The following is a 20362-nucleotide window of genomic DNA, read 5'->3' on the forward strand; positions in this document are numbered from 1 at the left end:
ATCCTCCCAGATGAAAGCCTCGCTTTGGAGCGGATTCCAAATCCGAGCCTGCTATTCGGCACCCCTCCCTGCAAGACGTATCCTTTCTAGGTCCCCGACCCATGCCCGTTGCACCGAATCGTTATGTCCCACCTTTCCCACACCGAACCGACGACGGTTTGCCGGCTCCTCTCCCGATTGGAGTTTAACGAGGAGGTGCAGCGGGAACTCGATTCGATTGACGAGAGTGGCCCGGAAGTGGCCGTGCTGTGCTTCCGAATCGAGCAGCTTAACGAGATCAATCCTACCTATGGCCATTCGGCGGGCGATGCCGTGCTGGAGCAGGTTGTAGCTCGCGCGGGACAGTTGCTGGGGCCACACTGCGTGATGGGAAGACTGTGCGGAGACGAGTTCGCAATCCTGCAAGCGTCCGCCATCCAGCCCAACGATGCCCGTAAGCTGGCGCAGCGACTGCAATCGGCGCTACGCGAACCGTACGTTGTCGACGAGGCTTGGATCGAGCTGGGTGTCAGCCTGGGTATCTCGCTTGCCCCGTACGACGCGCGCGAAGCGGCCGAACTGGTTCGCTCGGCCTGCATGGCCCGTTCGCAGGGAAAGAAGGAAGGCCGCAATGGCATTCGGTTCTACGAGGCCCAGATGGACGTCGGGGTCAAGATCCGCCGCAAACTCGAGCACGCGCTTCGCCGCGCCATAAGCGAATGCCAACTCGAACTGCACTACCAACCCCTGCTTTGCCTCGCCTCGAACCGTATCGTCGGTGCCGAGGCGCTCGTGCGGTGGGAGCACCCCGAGTTAGGCAAAGTCTCCCCAGCCGACTTCATTCCATTGGCTGAAGAGATGGGCCTGGTGGTGCCGCTCGGCCGATGGGTGCTGGAACAAGCATGCCGCGACGCGACCTACTGGCCCGACGACCGACGGGTAGCGGTGAACGTCTCGTCGGTACAACTCGAAGATCGCAGCTTCGTCCAAACCGTGGAGCGAGCCCTCGAATCCTCGGGACTACCCGCGGATCGCCTGGAACTCGAAGTCACCGAGACATCGCTCATTCGGCACGGCGAGCTTACCGTCGCCATCCTGAGCGAGCTTCGCAAGCTTGGCGTCAAAGTGGCCTTGGACGACTTTGGCACCGGCTACTCCTCCATCAACTACCTGCGGCAGTTTCCGTTCGACAAAATCAAAATCGATCGATCGTTCATTGCCGGAGTGAACAATGATCCGGAAGCCGCGGCACTGGTCCATATGATCGCTGCGCTGGGCGTCGCGATTGCCGTGACCACCACCGCCGAGGGCATCGAGACTGCCGACGAACTGGCAACCGTGATCTCGGCAGGCTGCACGCAGATCCAAGGCTACCTGCTTAGCCGACCCCTTCGCCAGGAGCAACTCTTGAGCTTCCGGTCGCCGCTGACGCCCGCTCAGATCGGTGGGGTCACGAACGGAGCATCCATATGATCAAGCAATTGCTTTACAGCAGCAAAGCGGCACCCGGCGTCGAGTTCCGTGATGTGTGCGATATCATTCGCGTCTCGCACAATCGCAATAGTCACGCCGGGCTGACCGGGGGACTGCTATTTCTGGATGGCTACTTTTTTCAACTGCTCGAGGGCTTGCCCGGCAGCGTCGACGACCGCTATCGCCGCATCGCTCAGGATCCGCGGCACTCGCAGGTCGAACTGCGACACCGAGGGTTAGTTGGCGAGCCTCTATTCGCCGACGAATGGATGGCACTCCGCGACCATTCGCAGGTTCCGCTTGAAACCTTGCTTCGTCATCAGTACGAACCGGGGATGCCAAGCAGCGAGTTTTCCAGCGAGCAAATGCTAGCTCTGCTGCTCGATTGCTTCCAGCGCGAGTCGATCCATGCCTCGCTCGTCGATCACGCCTTCTGAGCCGTGCTCGATGCGTCGGCTATTTCTCGGCGTCGAACAGAAACCGGTCGATGCATGCTAAACCACCGAGTGCCAGCGCAAACGCCACTGCCGCCCCGGCCGACTTCGCGGCGTCGCGGATCAGATACCAGGCGATCTCATCGGTTTGCAGCGTGCCGCACCAGCGAATGAAGTAGTAGACCGTCAGCCCAATGGCGATCCAGCAAACGATCAGCGCGATCCAGGCCGCGACTTCCACCGTGCGTTCAAAAACCCAAGCCACGTTCGTACCCCTGGAAAAGTAAGCGGAAAAGTCCGCCGTTATGGTAAGCCTTTCGGGGACCGATGTAAATCGCGACACCCCCGTGGCGTAAGCTTCCAGCTTGCGGTGGTCAGTTCGGGGTCGGGGACGACCCAGCTCACCATGGTTCTAATCCAACTTAAGCTCTGGGGGCTCGCAGGACTCGTCCCCAGCCACCCGACATTTTGTAAGTCATAGCTACTAGGAGTAACGATACCAGCATCACCCCAGTCCCTGTCTCGGGCACACTCTCGGTCGCCAACGTGATGGGCCCCTCGCTCGTCGGACGCACCGAACCGAAGTTTCGCTTCCAGTCGGCGTAGTCCGTTTCATCGAACTCACCGCCGAGGCCATCCCTCCACACGGTGTAGTCCGCCAGATTCGCGGTGCCATCGCCGTTAAAGTCGCCCCGCACGCCGTAGACGAATTGCGCGCCAGCGATGTCGTCGGGGTGAAGCTCGTGGTTGATCGCCGTGCAGCAGAAGGGCGCTTCGGGGTCCATCCAATCGCCGACGTACATCACACGTTGATCGGGATCCTCGCCGTCCCACTCGGGGTGATTGAGGCCAATCGCGGCGTGGCCCAACTCGTGCAGCATTAGCCCCTCGAGGTCGTTCGTGAACGGAGGCAGCGGCGTCACGTCTTCCGCGCCGGTCACGATGTCGAAGTTCGCGTTCAAGTTGAACAACACGTCGCCCGATTCGGGGAACGCCTGCTCGAAGTCTTCGGCGTACCCCGGCGGGCCAATACCCACCGCGCCGGCTCCTTCGAACCAATGACCGGCGAGAGGTACAAACGCCGAGATTCGGATGTTGGGCGTGCCAGTACTGGCAATGCCCATCGGTGTGCCTGGGTCGATCATCTCCACGAAGTCGATGTTCGCGACGGCCGACCAAGTGGCGAACGCTCGGCGGATAGCGGCGTCGAACGCCCCCGCACCATGGGTGTTGTCGATCAACATCCTCAGTTGCGAAAGATTGCTGCCACCCGTTGCACCGATGTCCGATAGACGACCGGTTGACTCGACGATCGTCTCATCAGGCACGAAACCCCAAGTAACCGTGGCCGATGAGTTCATCTCGTGGCTCGCCGACCACGTCGAAGCAAAGCCATTACCGATGTGATCGAACGCGATGACGTTCGAAGCAAGAAGTAGTGCCGTCACGATGCCAACCCAACGAACCATTACGCACCCCCACCGGCGGAACGAGTAAGTCGAACGATGCGTCTTTATGCTACCGCCACGGGCCCGCGTCGCCAATCGCTTTGCGGAGGGGTAGAATCGCCCGCATGCTCGAATCGCTAGAAAACGACGGCTATTTCCTCGCCCGCGGTGCGGTCGACCCGGCGACCATCGACGGACTTCGCCGCGTCAGCGACGCCATCGTCGAGCGAGGTGACACGGTCCGCTCGGCCTCTCGCAACGCACGTCGGTTACTCGAAACGTGCCCGGAGGTCGTCGACTTTTCGGCGAGCGACGCCGTTCGCCGCCTCGTCGAACCGGTACTCGGCGGCGGGGCGTTCGCCGTGCGGGGCCTGCTGTTCGACAAGGTCGCCGGCGCGAACTGGCACGTCGGCTGGCATCAGGACCTAATGATCCCCGTCGCCGAGCAACGCCCGGCGCCCGGCTTCACGGCCTGGAGCGTGAAGGAGGGGGTACCGCACGTCCGCCCACCCGCCGCGGTGCTCGAGCGAATGCTCACCTTGCGAGTCCACCTCGACGATTGCCCCGCCGACAACGGGCCTCTCGAAGTACTGCCTGGCACGCATCGCCTGGGCGTGGTGCCCGAAAGCGAACTGCGTTCGGTGGTCGAGAACCACCTGCCACACTTGGTCACAGCGCAAACCGGCGACGTACTTCTAATGCGACCTCTCTTATTCCACAGCTCGCGTCCGGCGGCGAGCGCAACGCATCGCCGGGTGGTGCATCTGGAATTCGCGAACGAGCCACTTCCCGGCGGGCTGGGGTGGTGGACGCCCGAGAAGGCGAAAACCTGAGCCTCCTTTCTTACCGGCCATAGCGACAAGTCAGCTCTGGCAAGCCTCATCAAAACCGCGCCATTTCTTAACAATTGCTTCACGCGAGCTTCATTGCGGACCTCTACACTCACCCCCACGGAGCTGGCACCCGGACAGGCAGATTGCGCCTACCGGACGCGGGGGACTGCGAACTACTCGCAGCACGAATGGAATGTTGCCCTCCTCGCCCTTCGTGGCGTGAGCTTGGGGCTGGGCGTCAAATTTGCTTTGTGGATCGTAATTCAACTTTGAGGGATGACTGATGAAGATGAGTAGATTTGTGGGTTTGGCCGCCGTAGCCATGATGTTCGCCTGCTGTAATGCAGATGCCGCCATTCGCATCACCGAGTGGATGTATCAAGGCAATCCCGACGAGAACATCGTTGCCCCCGAAGCCGGCGAATTCGTCGAACTGACGAACGTAGGCGACACCCCCATCGACATGACGGGCTGGTCTTTCGCCGATAGCTCCACCGCTGCCGGCGCTTTCGATCTCAGCGCTTTCGGCGTGGTGCAGCCTGGCGAGAGCGTGCTGTGGACCGATTGGAGCGCCACGCTGTTCAAGAACGCCTGGGGCTTGGGTCCTGAGGTGGACGTTATCGGCGCCTCCGAAATTGGCCTCGGCCGTAGCGATACGATCAACATCTACGACGCCAACGACGTGCTGGTCGATACGCTTCAGTACAGCGATCAGACTTTCCCTGGTTCGCCCCGTACCCGCCAGATCAGTGCCAATATTCCTTTTGAATCTCTTGGTCTGAACAACCCCATCTCGGCTGTCTCGTCGGCGAATGGCGACGTCTTCGGCTCTTACACCAACACTCGCTTGGAAGTCGGCAATCCGGGCGTCTACACCCAGCTGAACGCCATCCCCGAGCCAACGACCTTCGTCATGGTCGCGGCTGCCTGCGGCCTGCTGATGGCTTGCCGTCGCCGCTAGACCTCTGCCGAACTGCGAGCGGCAACCATCGACGACTCTGTCGCTCGCCGCAGCACGACGGACGGATTTCGCAAGGTGCCGGCGAGCGTAAGTTCGCCGGCAACCTTGCCTTCCAAACAGTTTTACGAAATCTCCCCTGCTCCCCGAAGTGGCCACGATTGGCGGAACGCCTTTACTTGAGGAACAAGAAGCTCATGCTGCCCTCCCGATTGTTGTATCTGCTGCTTCTCGCGTTTGCCTGCCTGCTTTCGAACTCTGCCGCGGAAACAATGGCCGCGGCCCCCAATGCCTTCATTCTGAACGAAGCCAACGCCATCAGCGGCGAGCGCTTCATCGACAAGGGTCGAGGCGACCCCTATTTTTCCTCGCCGGCTTCCAGCGTCGGACGCGTGCAGGGTCATGGCCAGAACTGGTTTGAGTTCCTCGTCGTTCAAGGCGACGAGCTGCCCGGCGGCGGCTTCTCAAAAGGGCTCGATCTTCGCGGCTGGACGCTCGAATGGTCGTACGACAAGAACGACCCGCTGGACCCCAATCAGTTTGGCCAGGGAACCATTCAATTCACCAACGATCCGCTGTGGCAGGCAGTGCCGGTAGGCACGCTGCTCACCGTTACCGAGTGGAAAGACGCTTGGTACTTGAACGATTCGCCCTTCGAGATCGACCCCTGGGGAGCGGGAGGCCTAGAGCGAGTGGGTGGCACCAATGGTTTAGGAACCCCGCGCGGTGACGCCTACGATTCGAACCTCCACACCTACCTCGATTTCTCCACGGATACATCGTGGGATCCAGCCGCCGACGACTGGCACATGCATGTCTATGCCGGCGAGCGAAACGCAGACACCAGCTTCAAGTACTTCAACTTCACGGGCTCCATCACCACCGGCGACGAGACGCACGATGTCGTCACCGACGAAGCCGGCCTGTTCGCGCTCAACAACGACAACTGGCAATGGACGATCAAGGACGCCCAAGGCCAAGTCGTGCAGGGCCCCCTCGGCGAAGAGGGCACCAACCTGCCCGGCAGTAGCTGGCGACTAAGCGCGGAAGAAATCATCAAGCTCGAGGCCTTCAACGTCGGTACCGGAGCAACCGCCGACTCCTACCTCGGCGTGGGAGTTGCCGACTACCGCGATGGTTCGACGAGCTCCTTCGGCGGACCTAACTCGTGGAGTTCGGGCGGTGGCTTACAGGACCTGACGATGCTTCGCAACTGGAGCCCGCTTGTCGGCGACGTCAACCTCGACGGCACCGTTGATGGCGATGATTATGTCGCGTGGAAGAACGGTTTCGGCATTACCGAAGGTGCAATTCTCACCCAAGGCGACCTGAACGGCGACGGGGCCGTGAATCTCGCCGACTACACCATCTGGCGTGACAACCTGGGGGCCACCAATCTCACCGCCGGGGCTCTCGCGTCCACCACCGCCATCCCCGAGCCCAGCGCGATCCTGCTAGGGAGCGTGATGTTTGTAGCATCGATCGGTATTCGCAAATGGAACCGGCTCGCCTAGTAGATCGCTCGCTGAAGCGAGGGATCCAAGATTCGTTAAGCACAGGACATCTTTCGTAGGAAACACTGGAACTGCCATGAACCAGAATCGTCGTTACGCTCGCGCCTTCACGTTGGTCGAACTGCTCGTGGTGATCGCCATCATCGGAATTTTGGTGGCCCTCTTGCTGCCAGCAGTACAGGCTGCTCGCGAAGCAGCCCGTCGCACGCAGTGCATGAACAACCTCAAGCAAATCGGCTTGGCCGTGCTCAACTACGAAAGCACCAAACGCGAGTTTCCCTACGGCCGGTGGAACATCAACCTCAACGACAAAGGCAACCACGATGTTCCCGATCGCCCCGTGGCGAAGTCGGTGCAGCAGTCATGGCAGGTCGTGACACTTCCCTACGCCGAGGAGCAGAACATTGCCAGTGTTTATGATCTGAAGTCAGCGTGGTTCAGCCCCCAAAATCGCGAGCCAGTCGCTTACTCCATCGGCCTGTTCGTGTGCCCGAGCACGCCAACGGCCAGTCGCATGGACATGATGTTTCGTTCCGACAAGAAGCCCGCCGCCGGCGACTATGGATCGATCAATGGGGTTGGCAAGGGCGCTTGGGACTTTGTGCAAAGCACTCTGGGACCTTATCCCGGAAATACGGGTGGCGGCGATGATCACCCAGCCGTGGTCGGCGTGCTCAACAAGGTGTGGCACAAAGGTGCCTGCCGAGTTAGCAAGATCACCGATGGCACGTCCAACACGATGATGATCGCCGAAGACGCCGGCCGTCCCGAACTGTGGACCCAGGGCCAACTTGGCGACGGCAAAGGGAACACGCGGAACGTCGGCGCTGGCACCGGCTGGGCCGATCCTGACTCGGGCTTCACCATCAACACCCAGCCAATCATCAATCGCCACAACGACAGCGAGATCTACGGCTTCCACACCGGAGGTGCAGCAGCGCTCTTCGCGGACGGACACGTCGTGCTCGTATCCGAAGATCTCGACACCGTGGCGGGCATCGCGATGGCAACCCGCGCGGGTGGCGAAACGGTTGCAGCCGGGGCGCTGTAGCAGCACGTCCGCTAGAGCGTTCGCTGCGAACGATGCACTAAGCCCACGGCGATCACGCCCACTAGCGCGCAGAGCGCCGAGGTGGGCTCGGGGACCGAAGCGGGGGACAATCCCCCCGTAAAACTACCACCGCCCGTGCTGTCGCCGAATCGTTCTTTCCAGAACGTGTAGTCCGCGGCGTCGACCGTACCACTGCCATCGCCATCTGCGGCGAGTCCGGCTCCGGTAGAACCAAGCGCATCTCGCCACACCGTGTAGTCCGCCAGATTCACAAAGCCATCGCCGTTGTAGTCGCCCGCAAGGACTTCGGGGAACCAACTGCGAAGTGCCGTGAAATCTTGATTCGAAGTGCCGCTGTCCCAGACATTTTCGCGGCCGAAAGTGCTCGTGGCGCCATCCGAATAGTAGCCCGCGAAACGGTAGTATTCGGAATCGGCTGAGGGATCGGCCTGGAGCTTCAGAAGCTCGCGGCCATTGATATTACCGCCACCGTGATAACCGCCCGTGTCGAGCGAATCGAGCTCGGTCACAGGACCAAAGACCAGCGCGTTGGTGGGGTCGAGAATCGAGAATGCCCAGTCGTCGTTGGTCACCGAAAACTCACCTGGCTCGAACCCATCGCCCTCGGCGTACTTGTAGTTGCTCGGCAAGTCGATGGTGGTGATCAGCGGAGCCTCGTTGTCGGCTTCGCCCTTCGTGCTGACGTGCATCCACCAGTCACCGGCAGTCGGATTGAAACTCAGGTCGGTCGAAAGGTCGAGTTTGTAGTCGCCCCCATTCATCTCGTTCACGCCATCGGTGAAGTTGCGATTGAGCCCGCTGTAATCGGTGTCGATCCAAATCGACTTCGCCTGACTGATGGTGAGGATGGTCCCCGCGCGGAGATTGCTCCACGCAGGATCGTTGGCAAACGTCAGGCGCCCGCCACGACGCCCGGCTTGGCCATTGGTCGAGTTCGCCGCCGAGTAGGCTTCGGACCATTCGATGCTCCACCCCGCGAGGTTGGTGTGGTCGCTGGTGATCACGAGTTCCATCCAGTCGCTACCGTTGCCCTGGATCCGGCCGTCGGGCGTACCCGCGGGCACCCCTTGCGGCGAACCAGCCGGCACCGCGAGCTCTGGAATCGAAGCGAAGTACAAGTCCTGCTTGTTCTGCCGATCGGCGACCGGCACACCGCTGTACGTATCCTCTTCAAGGTAGCTATCGTCCTCCACCGCGTTGGCTTCATTGAGCACGAACGGCAGGTTGATGGCACTCGCTGGTGGGCACACAGCGGACATCGTGAGCAGCAGAACTGCGGAGGCGCGGGAGAACTTCATGAGATCCAATGGAGCTTCAGGGGAGGGAGCAGACGGGAGAGGAGCTAGGTCCAGCAGAGCGACCGACTCTTGGTAAACCCCGCCGCAACCAGCGGAGTTCGACTCATGTAGAAGTAGTATACTAAAAGGCGAGCTCCACAGCGAGCAATTCGCCCAAATCGCCGCTCACGCCAGCTCCGCCGCATGCGCACGAGCGATCACTACCCATCACCACACGTCTAGGAGCAAGCAGTTCGCATCCGGGACTTTGGCCGGTGCTTAAAGGAAAACACCTACGCCGGCAGGCCTTCTTTGCCCACGCGGTCGCAGAAATCGCCGAACGCCTCGCCTGGCTGGCGGTTGTCGCGGAACTGCTCGAACACCGGAACCAGCGTCGACACTAGTTCTTCTTCGGGGACCAGATCCTTGTAGATCCAGTTCAGCCGGTCGCCCTGGCGACGGCCGCCGAGGAACAGCGTGTACTTGCCCTTCGCCTTGCCAACGATGCCAAGGTCGCTGTTGTACGGCCGCGCACAGCCGTTGGGGCAACCCGTCATGTGCGTCGTGAACACCTCGCCTTCGAGGCCAAGCGTGGCGAGTTCCTTCTCCATCTGATCCATGATCGATGGCAGCAGGCGTTCGCTCTCGGTGATCGACAGGCCGCACATCGGAAGTGCCGGGCACGCCATGCTCCAGCGACGCGACAGGCTTATGTCGTCGGTGAGGATCACGTTGTGATGCACCAGGATGCCTTCGAGACGCTCACGATCCGCATCGGCAATGTCGCAGAACAGAATATTTTGGTGCGCCGTGAGACGAATGCTTGGCTTCAGCGTCGTGCAGACTTCGCCGAGCGCCGTCATCAACTGCATGTGGTCGGTGTCTTTAATGCGGCCGTTCTCGACGAACAGCCCATAGAACCACTTGCCGTCGCCCTGTTCGTGCCAGCCAAGGCCGTCGTTGTAGTCGGTGATCGGCACAGGGCGTGGATCTTCAAGATCGTGGCCCAGGTACTCTTCGACCTTCTTCTTGAACTTGTCGAGGCCCCAGTTCCGCACCGTGTACTTGAGCCGCGCGGTCTTGCGATCCGAGCGATTGCCGAAGTCACGTTGCACCTTGAGAATCGCCTTGGCGACTTCCACCGCCTCGGCGTTGGTTTCGTCGTTCGATCCGCTCACCGGGATGAACGCCATTGGCAATGCGACCGCAGCGTAGGTCTTCGCGGCGCTCGGCGTCACGCCCATGCCGCCACCCACCAGCACGTTGTAGCCAACGATGTCGAAATCCTCGCACACCGCCAGGAAGCCAACGTCCTGCGCGTAAACTTCACCCGAGTTGTCACCAGCTAGCGATACGCCGAGCTTAAACTTGCGCGGCAAGTAAGCCTTGCCGTACAAGGGCTCTTCGTCCCCCTTCGGCTTGCCATTGCTCACGTCGTTCGCCGAGCCAACCAGGTCGATCTTCTCGCCCGTATCCGGATCGGTCAGCCAGATCTCTCGGTAAGCCTCGGTCTGCGGGCGGAGCTTGATCGCTAGCTCGTCCGACAGCAACTGCAACTTGTCGTAAACCGGATCGTTCTTGTAAGGCTGCGGCGAGCACATCAGGTTACGCCGCACGTCACCGCACGCGGCAAGCGTCGTGAGCTGCACCTGATTGATGCGGAAAATGGCCCGATGCAGGTTGCCCTTCAGCACGCCATGCAATTGCAATCCTTGCCGCGTGGTGATGCGCAGCGTGCCATCGCCCAACTCGCGACCCAAGTGGATATGCGCCAGGAACTGATCGCTCGTCAAACGCCCGCCCGGGATGCCGGTGCGGATCATGTAGCTGAAGTACTTACCGCCCGGCAGGCCCGCGGCCTTGGCCTCGGCGCGGAGGTCGCGGTTGTCCTGTTCGTAGGTGCCGTGGTGCTTGAGCAGCACGCAGTTGTCGGCACTCATGTTGGGCTCGCCGTTCACGAGCTCCTCGGCGATGGTCCCGCGCAGGTAGTTGCTCGCCAGCTTCACCTCTTCGGCGTGGCTCAGCTTCTCCTCGCCGTCGTCCTCCGTCGCGGCCTTCGCCTTGGCAGCCTTGAGCTGCTCGAGCGGGCTCAGCTTCTTGCCGGCTTCGGGCTTGGTGGGAGTCGTCTGAGGCTGGTCGGGGGTTGCGGGCATCGCGCACAATGGGACAAAGGAAAGATGGACGAACAAGCCACGGACAGCGGCACCGGCGGGCAGGTTCGGCGGGCGTGGCGAGGGGCGGCAGGCATTGTTTACCCCGCCGCTAAACATTCGCTAGATTACCGAATCCCTCTCGCAATCATAGCTGCCCGGCGGAAGATAGGAAACGGAGACTGCCCGCAGTTTGGGACATCTCTCCCCAGAATTGCGGACCGATAGCACAACTTATGGACCCCAACGCCCCGCCCCCCCACGCTCGCAACTCCCTGGCCGTTTGGTTGGCGTCGGGGCTGGGAATCGGGCTGTTAATGCCCGCGCCGGGGACCTTCGGCGCTATCTGGGGGCTGCCCCTGGCGCTGCTCTATGCTCAGCTCCCCGGGCCGTTCTGGCCGTGGGTCGCCGCGGTGGCAATGCTGCTGCTCGGGGTCCCGCTCTGCGACCGAGCCGCCCGCGACCTCGCCCGCAAAGACCCGGGGCCCGTGGTGTGGGACGAGTTCTCGACCGTTCCATTAGTTTTCCTCTTCGTCCCGATCACGGGGGGAATCTGGATCGCGCTGATTGGATTCGGACTGCACCGCGCGTTCGACATCACGAAGCCCTGGCCCTGCAACTGGCTCGAACGACTCCCCGGCGGCTGGGGCATCATGGCCGACGACGTGGTCGCCTCGCTTTATGCAGCGGTTGTGCTATGGGTGATTTGGTACTTCGCGTTCAGCGGTTAGCGACGCAACCCCATGACCCGCGCGCGGTGGTTCGCTAGCATAGGGAACTCGCACCCACGCCCCTTCGGAGATTCGCCCCCAATGTCGCTCAGTCCCATGATGCAGCAGTATCACCAGGCCAAAGAGGCGGCTGGCGATGCGCTGCTGTTGTTCCGCATGGGCGACTTCTACGAGCTCTTCCACGACGATGCCAAGACCGCGGCCCGACTGCTCGGCTTGTCTCTCACGAGCCGCGACAAGGGTGAGAACCCTATTCCGATGGCGGGCTTTCCGCACCATCAGCTCGATCAGTACCTCGCGAAGATCATCGCCGCCGGCCATCGGGCCGCGATTTGCGAACAGATGGAGGACCCCAAGCAAGCCAAAGGCATCGTCAAGCGCGAAGTTACCCGCGTCGTAAGCCGGGGCACGGTGACCGACGACGCCCTGCTCGATCCGCAGTCGAGCAACTACCTCGCCGCGGTCGTGACCGATAAAGCCCAGGAGCGCGTGGGCCTCGCGTGGGTCGACATGTCGACCGGCCTCTTCGCCTGCGCGCCGCTCTCGCCCACGCAGGTCGCCGATCAGCTCACCCGCATCGCCCCCGCCGAGTTACTACTGTCGGTCGATCAGCGCGACGCGATGCCCACCACGTGGACCCTCGATCGCACTATCACCACGCGCCCCGCGTGGGCGTTCGGGCAAAAGCAAGCGATTGAGCTCCTCGCGCGACACTTTGGCACGCAGACGCTCGACGGGTTCGGTTTCAACTGCGAGTCGCCCGCCGACTTGATGGCCCTCGCGGCCGCGGGGGCGATTGTCGAGTACCTCACCGAGACGCAAAAAACCGACCTGTCGCACATCAGCACGCTCACGCCGATGCGCGAGGGACAGTCGCTGGAGATCGACGCTGCAACTTGGCGAAGTCTCGAAGTCACCCAAACACTCCGCGATGGCCGCCGCGACGGCGCACTGCTCGGCGTGCTCGATCGCACCACCACGCCGATGGGCGCGCGCCGGCTCGGCGAATGGCTCTCTTACCCGCTGGTCGACGTCGCCGCGATCAACGCCCGGCTCGACGCCGTCGGCGAACTCGTCGACCAGTCGCAGCTCGCCACCGCGGTGCGCGATACGCTCAAGAACATCTACGATCTCCAGCGGCTCATCGCCCGCGTCACCACCGGCCGCGCGGGCCCGCGCGACTTGCAGTGCGTGGGGCGAACGCTCGCTACGCTCCCCGCGCTCAAAGCCAAGCTCACGGGACGTTCGAGCACGCTACTCGCAGGCATCGAGTCGCGGATCGATCTTTGCCCCGAGCTTCGCAGTCGCCTGGAGACCATGCTCGCCGACGAGTGTCCACACCTCGCACGCGATGGTGGATTTATTCGCTCTGGCGCGAACGAGAAGCTCGACGAGTTTCGCGAGCTCATGTCCGGCGGCAAGCAGTGGATGGCCAACTACCAAGCCGCCGAGATCGAGCGGTCGGGCATCCCCAGCATGAAGGTCGGCTTCAACAAAGTGTTTGGCTACTACCTCGAAGTCACGCACGCCCACATCGCCAAGGTGCCGCCGGAGTACATCCGCAAGCAGACCCTCAAAAACGCCGAACGGTACATTACACCCGAGCTTAAAGAGTACGAAGAGAAAGTCCTGTCGGCCGAAGAACGTGTGCTCGCCCTCGAACTCGAACTATTCGCCGAACTCCGCGACCTCACCGCGCGCGTTGGTCCGAGATTGCTATCGACCGCCGCCGCGCTCGCCGATCTCGACGCCCTCGCGAGTCTCGCCGAGGTAGCCCGGGCTCGCAACTACGTCCGCCCCGAAATCTGCGACGAGCCCGTCCTCGAGATCGAAGCGGGTCGCCACCCCGTGGTCGAAGCCACCGAACCCGCCGGTTCGTTCGTGCCGAACGACTGCGTGTGCGCAGGTCATGATGTTCTTTCTGCCGAGTCCCCAGCCCCAAGCCCCGAGCCCCAAGCCCCCTCCATACTCCTCATCACCGGCCCAAACATGGCGGGCAAGAGTACCTACATTCGCCAGACGGCGCTACTCGTGCTGATGGCCCAGGTCGGTAGCTTCGTCCCCGCCCGCAAAGCACGCATCGGCGTGGCGGATCGGTTGTTTGCTCGCGTGGGGGCAAGTGACGAGCTCGCCCGCGGGCAAAGTACGTTCATGGTCGAAATGACCGAAGCCGCCCGCATCCTCAACACCGCCACGCACCGTAGCGTCGTGGTGCTCGACGAAATCGGCCGCGGCACCAGCACCTACGACGGACTTTCGCTCGCGTGGAGCATCGTCGAGTACTTGCATAACGCCATCGGCTCACGGACACTCTTCGCGACCCACTACCACGAACTCACGGAGCTCGCCGAGCAGCTGCCGGGCGTGGCGAATCGCAACGTGATGGTCCGCGAGCACTTCGGCAAGATCGTGTTTTTACACCAGATCGTCCCCGGAGCCGCCGACCGCAGCTACGGCATCCACGTCGCCCAGCTCGCCGGCGTCCCCAAGGCCGTGAGTGCCCGGGCCGAAGAAATCCTCGCCGAGCTCGAAGCCACCGGCCACCGCGTCGATACGTCGCATGTCGCCCCCGCCGAGCCCGCGGTGAAAAAGCCCTCGAAGAACGGCTCGCTGCAACTGACGCTGTTCGAAACCACCGAGCATCCTGTGGTCGCTCAGATTCGGGATCTGGATCTCAACGCGATGACACCGCTCGAAGCACTGCAACGCCTCAACGAGTGGCGCAAGGATTTGTAGCTCTCGTGCATTCTTTGTGGGAGGGCTCTCCGAGCCCGATGCCCTAGAGAAGAATCGGCCTCGGAGAGGCCTCCCACAGTTCGATCCGCGACCATCCGCGTGATTCGCGGGCAATTACCCCGCGACTACTTCACCAGTGCCGCTAGCGCTTGCTTCAGTTCGCGGCGACTTGAGAGCGAGTACTCGATGTCCATCCACACCACTTGGCCCTTGCTGTCGAGCACGTAGATGCGAGGCAGGCGGTCAGTGCCGAGCGTGGCGAAGGTCTCGCCCTGTTCGTCGGCGATCACGGGGCCCGTATACTTGAGAGCCGTGGCTTGCTCCTGGGCTTCGGCCACAGGCATGCCCGTGGCGATGGCGAACGTGGTGACTTCGGGCGACTTGTATTGCTCGGCAATGTCGACGCCCAGGTCACGCAGCATCGCCTTGGCCATCGCTCCGTCCCCCTTCCACACCGCGACCACCGTGGCCTTCGTCCCCAGTCCGTCGGCGACTTGCTGGACGGCGGGGAACTCCTGGCCGACGCCCACTTTGACCATCGCCTTGTGCTGCGCCGATAGTTCGACCTTGGGCACTTGCGAACCCGCCGGGGCCGCCGCGTCCTGCCCGCTGGCAACCAGCGACAGCGAAACGAGCGAACCCACACAAACAGCAAGTAGCATCAAGCGGCCAGTCACAGCGATAACCTCCATGCGAGGGCGGTAAGCGAAATAGAGGCTTCTATTGTCGCGATTGTCCGCGGGGTGCGTCAATCCAGTATTACGCACGGAAACAACTTGTAGCGGGGTTCTCCCGTTAAATTCTGTGAAAGGGCTCTCCGAGCCCGATTTTTCGGCCTCCGAGAGGCCTCCCACATTTTCTCAGCCTTGCTAGCAGCGGCTTTCCTCATTCAGCTGGCCTCACTCCGCCGGCTTGGCAGCCAGGGCTTCTTCGACCGCCGCGACCATTTCCTTGCTCTCGGGCTTCACACTCGAGCCGTAGTGAGCAATCACCTCACCGTCGCGGCCCACGAGGAACTTCTCGAAGTTCCACTTCACGTCACTGCCAATGCCGGGAAGCTTCTCCTTGTCGGTCAGGTACTGGTACAGCGGGCATTGATCTTCTTCGCTCCGCTTAACGTTCACCTTGGACAGCATGTCGAACTCGACGCCGTAGTTCTTCTCGCAGAACGTGGCGATTTCATCCGCCGTGCCTGGCTCCTGGCCGCCGAACTGATTCGAAGGAACGCCGACGATCGCGAGGCCTTCCTTGCCGTACTTCTTATGCAACTCTTGGAGACCCTTGTACTGCGGCGTGTAACCACACTTGCTCGCCACGTTCACAAACAGCACGACCTTGCCATCGTACTTCTCGCCGAGGTGCACTTCCTTGCCGTCGAGCGTCTGCATGGTGAAGTCGAGCGCCGCGGGCCACTCCTTGTCCTTGGTTTCTTCAGCAATGCTCATGGTCGAAATCCCGCAAGTAAGAGTGAGTGCGAAAACAGTGGCAATTAGGGTTCGCATCGAAGTGTTCCTTTGGATGGATTTAGTTCTGATCGTTCCAGCTTTACTTTAGGGGCCCCGCCCCCATCGGCTAGCCTCTTCGCGGCCGCACAATGGCTTCTCGCGCCTCGCGCACCAACCGCTCGGCCTCGGCCGGCGTATCGGCCACGGCGGTCAGGTGCCCCATTTTACGCCCGGGACGTGCCGTGTGCTTGCCATATAAATGGAGCACGACGCCGGGAAACCGCTCGATGGCGTTCCAGTCGGGCTCGCCATTCTCCCATAAATCGCCCAGCAAATTGGCCATCGCCGCCGGCCGCGGGGCGGTCATGGGGGCGACCGACATGCCAGCAACCGCTCGGGCCTGCTGCGTAAACTGACTGGTTCCGCACGCTTCGATGGTCAAATGCCCCGAGTTGTGCGGGCGAGGAGCAATCTCGTTGACCATCACTTCGCGCGACGGCGTTTCGAAAAACTCAACGCACGCCAGACCCACCAAATCGATCTCGAGCGCCACCTGCCTCGCCGCGGCCTGCGCGGCTTCCACCGCCGACTGAGGCGACTCGGCCGGGTAGACACTCACGTCGAGAATGTGATTGGCGTGCGAATTCTCGATGGGGCCGAACGTCTCGATGTTCCCTTCCATATCGCGGGCGACGAGCACCGAGATCTCGCGGCGGAACTCGATGAACTTTTCGAGCACGCACTTGTGTTTGCCGAGGTAGCTCCAGGCTCGCATCGCGTCGTCCGGCGACTGGACGATCGTCTGCCCTTTGCCGTCGTAACCGAACTTGGTGGTCTTGAGCACCGCGGGCGTGCCGAGGTCTGCGACTGCTTTGTGGAGTTCGTCTTCCGAGCGAACGTTGCGATACGGCGTGGTCGGAATGCCGGCCGCCGTGAGGAAGCCCTTCTCGCGACTGCGATCCTGCACCGTGTAGAGCGCGTCGCCAGCGGGCCGCACCGGAACATAGTGCCCCGCTGCTTCGGCCGCGGCTACCGGGACGTTCTCGAACTCCAGCGTCACCGCACCGACCGACTGCGCGAACTGAGCGATCGACTGAAAGTCGTGATAGTCGGCTGGCGTGTGCAACTCGGCGACCTGCGCCGCCGGGCAGTCACTCTCCGGACAATACACATGCACCCGAAACCCCAGCTTCTGAGCCGCCGCGGCAAACATCTGACCAAGCTGGCCACCACCAAAAACACCGAGCGTCGAACCAGGAGCGAGGGACATAGGGCAGCGTACAAAAGGAGGGCAGGGGGCGCAGTCAGGCGGAAAGGGGCAGGGGAGTGCCTATTCTCGCGAAATCCCCTCCAAACTTCCAGGCGAGCGGGGCCCGTAAGGGCCGTGGTGCCCCGAATCCTCAGAGGCTCCTCTCACTCGCAAAAAATCGCTCACCCACCGCCGGAATCCCCCCAAAACTATTTCCCACTTTCTTCCACTAAGGTACTAGAAAGCGCGCTTTGAATATGTTCTCATGTACACATTACTGCTCGCTAGATCAGTAATTGCGAAGTAACGAAAGAAGCAACTTATCACCGAATACGAGCGGCCGACGCCAGTTGGTCGAACACTCGCCTCGTGCGCTTATCGGGAAGCAGCCTCCCACCTTCCGAATGGAGTAAAGTCGCACCTGCGGGGAACCCCTGCGACATTAACCGTGCCAGCCTCGCTGAAATTAGCACCGTAAACCATTGACACCAAGTGACTTGCGTCACAACTCCCAACGGGCTGAAAAATAATAAAGTCGCACTCAATGCGATGTCGCGAATGTGGGACTTTATTCACGGACGGGAGGCGAGAACCAACTAACTAACCACCACGGCCCTGACGCTCACCCGCTCGCCTTACTCTTACAACTCCACCAACCCGTCGACTTTCCTTAGTCATCCTTGTTTCCGCTAGCACAAACGTTGAAAGACCTCCTGGGATGGCGACGATAAAACCACTAGACACCTACTCCAAACTACGGAAGCGACAAGGAGGCCATGACGGCCATGTGGCGTGCATTCTTTTTAGCGGTCGGAGCCTACTGCTGCGTGCTGGGCGTCGAGGCGCTGGCGATCGAACAGGCGGTGCTCAAACCCAGCGGCCAGGGACAGCAGGTCGTTCCGGGCAAGGTCATCACGCCCCCCGACTGGGCTCCCTGGAGCCTGATGGGCGCCGGAGCGGTCGTCGTGCTCTACTCGTTCACCATTCCCAAACGGGTGGGCGGTTAACGGAGGTCCGCGACCTCAAATCGTGGAAGAACCTCGAATCGGGCGAAAACGCCGGCAATTTCGGCGGTTTTTGCTCATTTTCGCCTACGGGAACCCGGCCGAACTGGTTGCCGGAGCCTCCCCGTTCACTTATCATGAACCGTTTCGCGCCTCCATGGGTCCCTAAGCACGGGCCCCGCTTGGTGGGGTCGAATCGCGTTTTAGTTTTTTCCTATTAGATCTGTTGAGGCTCATACCGTGGCTACTGCAACCAAACCAAAGACTTCTACCGAACTCGTTAGCGGCGCTGACATTTTGGTACAGTCGCTGGTAAACCACGGCGTCGATACGATTTTTGCCTACCCCGGCGGCTGTAGCATGCCGCTCCACCAAGCCCTCACGCGCCACGCGGACAAGCTGCGTACGATCCTGCCGCGTCACGAGCAGGGTGGTGCGTTCGCCGCCCAAGGCATCGCACGCAGCACCGGCAAGGTGGGCGTGTGCATGGCGACCAGCGGTCCGGGTGCCACGAACCTGGTGACCGCCATCGCCGACGCGAAGCTCGACAGCATTCCGATGGTTGCGATCACGGGCCAGGTCCCCACCAAGGTGATCGGGACCGACGCGTTTCAGGAAACGCCCATCGTCGAAGTCTGCCGCGGAATCACCAAGCACCATTATCTGGTGACCGACGTCAACGACGTCGCGCGGGTGATGAAGGAAGCCTTCCTCGTTGCCGCCAGCGGTCGCCCCGGTCCCGTGCTGGTCGACATGCCGAAAGACATTCAGCTCGACAAGTGCGTGCCGAACTACGACGCGGACATCGAGCTCCCGGGCTTCGAGGCCGACGTTCCACTGGCCCGCCCCGAACAAATCAATCAAATCGCCGCGGCGATCAAGAGGGCCAAGCGTCCCGTTATCTACGCCGGCGGTGGCATCGTGATCGCCGAGGCTTCCAACGAGCTTCGCGAACTCGTCAAGAAGACCGGCATTCCCGTCACCATGACCGTCATGGGTCTCGGCGTTTATCCGGGCACCGACGAGCTGTCGCTCGACATGCTCGGCATGCACGGCAGCGTCTACTCGAACTACGCCGTGGACGAAGCGGACCTGTTGATTGCCTTGGGCGTGCGTTTCGACGATCGCGTGACCGGTAAGGTCGAAGAGTTCTGCAAGCACGGCAAAGTCATTCACGTCGACATCGACGCCGCCGAGCTCAACAAGAACAAGCCGGCCCACATTCCTGTGTGCAGCGACGTGAAGTTCGCGCTCAAGGAACTCAACAAGATCGTCGAGGCCCCCGAAGACATCAGCGACTGGGTCGCCAAGTGTCAGAAGTGGAAGGCCGACGAGCCGTTCAAGTACAACGAAGAGTACCCGGGCATCGTTCAGCAGCACGCCATCCGCACGCTGTGGAAGATGACCCACAAGCTCGACCCCGTGATCAGCGTGGGCGTCGGCCAGCACCAGATGTGGGCCGCTCAGTTTTACAAGTTCGACAAGCCGCGGACGTGGCTTTCGTCGAGCGGACTTGGCACGATGGGCTTCGGTCTCCCTGCAGCGATGGGCGCCCAGAGCCAGTTCCCCGGCCGATTGGTGATCGACATCGACGGCGACGGTAGCTTCCTGATGAACATCCAGGAACTCGCGACGCTCGCGTGCGAGAAGCTCCCCGTGAAAGTGCTGCTGCTCAACAACCAGCACCTCGGCATGGTGGTGCAGTGGGAAGATCGCTTCATGCAAGGCAATCGCGCCCACACCTACCTCGGCCCGATCGACAACCCCGAGTGGAGCGGCTGCGGCGACGGCATCGGAGCCAAGGGACAGGACGAGCGCTACCCGAACTTCGTCCAAATCGCCAAAGGCTTCGGCTGCGGGGCGGCATTCGTCGACAAGAAGGAAGACCTCGAAGCGGCCATCCAGGAGATGCTCGACTACCCGGGCCCCTACGTGCTCGACGTTGCAACGCCCTACCAGGAACACGTGCTCCCCATGATCCCCGGCGGCCACACCGTCAAGGACATGATCAAGGAGTAGTGGGAGAATGGCTATAGGCTGTTAGCTATAGGCTGTTAGC

General features: G+C 61.6%; 17 protein-coding genes. 10 read left to right on the forward strand and 7 right to left on the reverse strand.

Going from position 1 to position 20362, the window contains the following annotated elements:
- The first annotated feature begins 123 nt into the window (after positions 1–123).
- Together SH292x_RS21635 and SH292x_RS21640 are read left to right on the forward strand one after the other, a co-directional pair.
- Positions 124–1452, forward strand: coding sequence for a putative bifunctional diguanylate cyclase/phosphodiesterase (locus SH292x_RS21635; protein ID WP_442483106.1), 1329 nt, complete (start codon positions 124–126; stop codon positions 1450–1452).
- Positions 1449–1889, forward strand: coding sequence for a BLUF domain-containing protein (locus SH292x_RS21640; RefSeq protein ID WP_442483107.1), 441 nt, complete (start codon positions 1449–1451; stop codon positions 1887–1889). Before SH292x_RS21635 ends, SH292x_RS21640 begins: the two co-directional genes overlap by 4 nt.
- 19 nt (positions 1890–1908) lie before the next feature.
- On the opposite strand, the gene SH292x_RS21645 is transcribed toward SH292x_RS21640, so the two are convergent.
- Both SH292x_RS21645 and SH292x_RS21650 read right to left on the reverse strand, forming a co-directional pair.
- Positions 1909–2151, reverse strand: coding sequence for a hypothetical protein (locus tag SH292x_RS21645; protein WP_442483108.1), 243 nt, complete (start codon positions 2149–2151; stop codon positions 1909–1911).
- 157 nt (positions 2152–2308) lie between these two features.
- Entirely contained in the window at positions 2309–3355 is a 1047-nt protein-coding gene (locus tag SH292x_RS21650; RefSeq protein WP_442483109.1) for a matrixin family metalloprotease, read from the reverse strand.
- A gap of 104 nt (positions 3356–3459) precedes the next feature.
- On the opposite strand from SH292x_RS21650, the gene SH292x_RS21655 reads away from it, so the two are divergent.
- The 4 genes from SH292x_RS21655 (at position 3460) to SH292x_RS21670 (ending at position 7690) form a co-directional block, all read left to right on the forward strand.
- On the forward strand, positions 3460–4167 hold the full coding sequence (locus SH292x_RS21655; RefSeq protein ID WP_442483110.1) for a phytanoyl-CoA dioxygenase family protein: 708 nt from the start codon (positions 3460–3462) through the stop codon (positions 4165–4167).
- Between the two features lie 283 nt (positions 4168–4450).
- Complete coding sequence (locus tag SH292x_RS21660) at positions 4451–5128, forward strand: lamin tail domain-containing protein (protein WP_442483111.1); 678 nt, start codon at positions 4451–4453, stop codon at positions 5126–5128.
- A 194-nt stretch (positions 5129–5322) separates the two neighbouring features.
- Entirely contained in the window at positions 5323–6639 is a 1317-nt protein-coding gene (locus SH292x_RS21665) for a dockerin type I repeat-containing protein (protein ID WP_442483112.1), read from the forward strand.
- 76 nt (positions 6640–6715) lie between these two features.
- Positions 6716–7690: a DUF1559 family PulG-like putative transporter gene (locus SH292x_RS21670; protein ID WP_442483113.1), complete on the forward strand. Its 975-nt coding sequence runs from the start codon at positions 6716–6718 to the stop codon at positions 7688–7690.
- 11 nt (positions 7691–7701) lie between these two features.
- Here SH292x_RS21670 and SH292x_RS21675 read toward each other — a convergent pair whose 3' ends face one another.
- Both SH292x_RS21675 and SH292x_RS21680 read right to left on the reverse strand, forming a co-directional pair.
- Positions 7702–9009, reverse strand: a complete 1308-nt coding sequence (locus SH292x_RS21675; protein WP_442483114.1) for a dockerin type I domain-containing protein — start codon at positions 9007–9009, stop codon at positions 7702–7704.
- A gap of 272 nt (positions 9010–9281) precedes the next feature.
- Complete coding sequence (locus SH292x_RS21680; RefSeq protein WP_442483115.1) at positions 9282–11141, reverse strand: NADPH-dependent assimilatory sulfite reductase hemoprotein subunit; 1860 nt, start codon at positions 11139–11141, stop codon at positions 9282–9284.
- A 233-nt stretch (positions 11142–11374) separates the two neighbouring features.
- Between SH292x_RS21680 and SH292x_RS21685 the strand changes: the two genes are divergently transcribed.
- Positions 11375–11869: a phosphatidylglycerophosphatase A family protein gene (locus SH292x_RS21685; RefSeq protein ID WP_442483116.1), complete on the forward strand. Its 495-nt coding sequence runs from the start codon at positions 11375–11377 to the stop codon at positions 11867–11869.
- An 81-nt stretch (positions 11870–11950) separates the two neighbouring features.
- On the forward strand, positions 11951–14605 hold the full coding sequence (gene mutS, locus SH292x_RS21690; protein WP_442483117.1) for a DNA mismatch repair protein MutS: 2655 nt from the start codon (positions 11951–11953) through the stop codon (positions 14603–14605).
- 125 nt (positions 14606–14730) lie between these two features.
- Here mutS and SH292x_RS21695 read toward each other — a convergent pair whose 3' ends face one another.
- From SH292x_RS21695 to SH292x_RS21705, 3 genes are all read right to left on the reverse strand, one after another.
- Entirely contained in the window at positions 14731–15282 is a 552-nt protein-coding gene (locus tag SH292x_RS21695) for a peroxiredoxin family protein (RefSeq protein WP_442483118.1), read from the reverse strand.
- Between the two features lie 222 nt (positions 15283–15504).
- Entirely contained in the window at positions 15505–16050 is a 546-nt protein-coding gene (locus SH292x_RS21700; protein ID WP_442483119.1) for a glutathione peroxidase, read from the reverse strand.
- Positions 16051–16177: 127 nt separating this feature from the next.
- Positions 16178–17320, reverse strand: a complete 1143-nt coding sequence (locus tag SH292x_RS21705) for a 5-(carboxyamino)imidazole ribonucleotide synthase (RefSeq protein WP_442483120.1) — start codon at positions 17318–17320, stop codon at positions 16178–16180.
- 755 nt (positions 17321–18075) lie between these two features.
- Between SH292x_RS21705 and SH292x_RS21710 the strand changes: the two genes are divergently transcribed.
- Together SH292x_RS21710 and ilvB are read left to right on the forward strand one after the other, a co-directional pair.
- Positions 18076–18306 carry a hypothetical protein gene (locus SH292x_RS21710; RefSeq protein WP_442483121.1) on the forward strand — a complete coding sequence of 77 codons (231 nt, stop codon included), beginning with the start codon at positions 18076–18078 and terminating at the stop codon, positions 18304–18306.
- A gap of 237 nt (positions 18307–18543) precedes the next feature.
- Complete coding sequence (ilvB, locus tag SH292x_RS21715; RefSeq protein ID WP_442483122.1) at positions 18544–20322, forward strand: biosynthetic-type acetolactate synthase large subunit; 1779 nt, start codon at positions 18544–18546, stop codon at positions 20320–20322.
- The last annotated feature ends 40 nt before the right edge of the window (positions 20323–20362 follow it).

This window comes from Aeoliella fuhlenseeensis (assembly GCF_052161615.1).
In the GTDB taxonomy this organism is placed as follows: domain Bacteria; phylum Planctomycetota; class Planctomycetia; order Pirellulales; family Lacipirellulaceae; genus Aeoliella.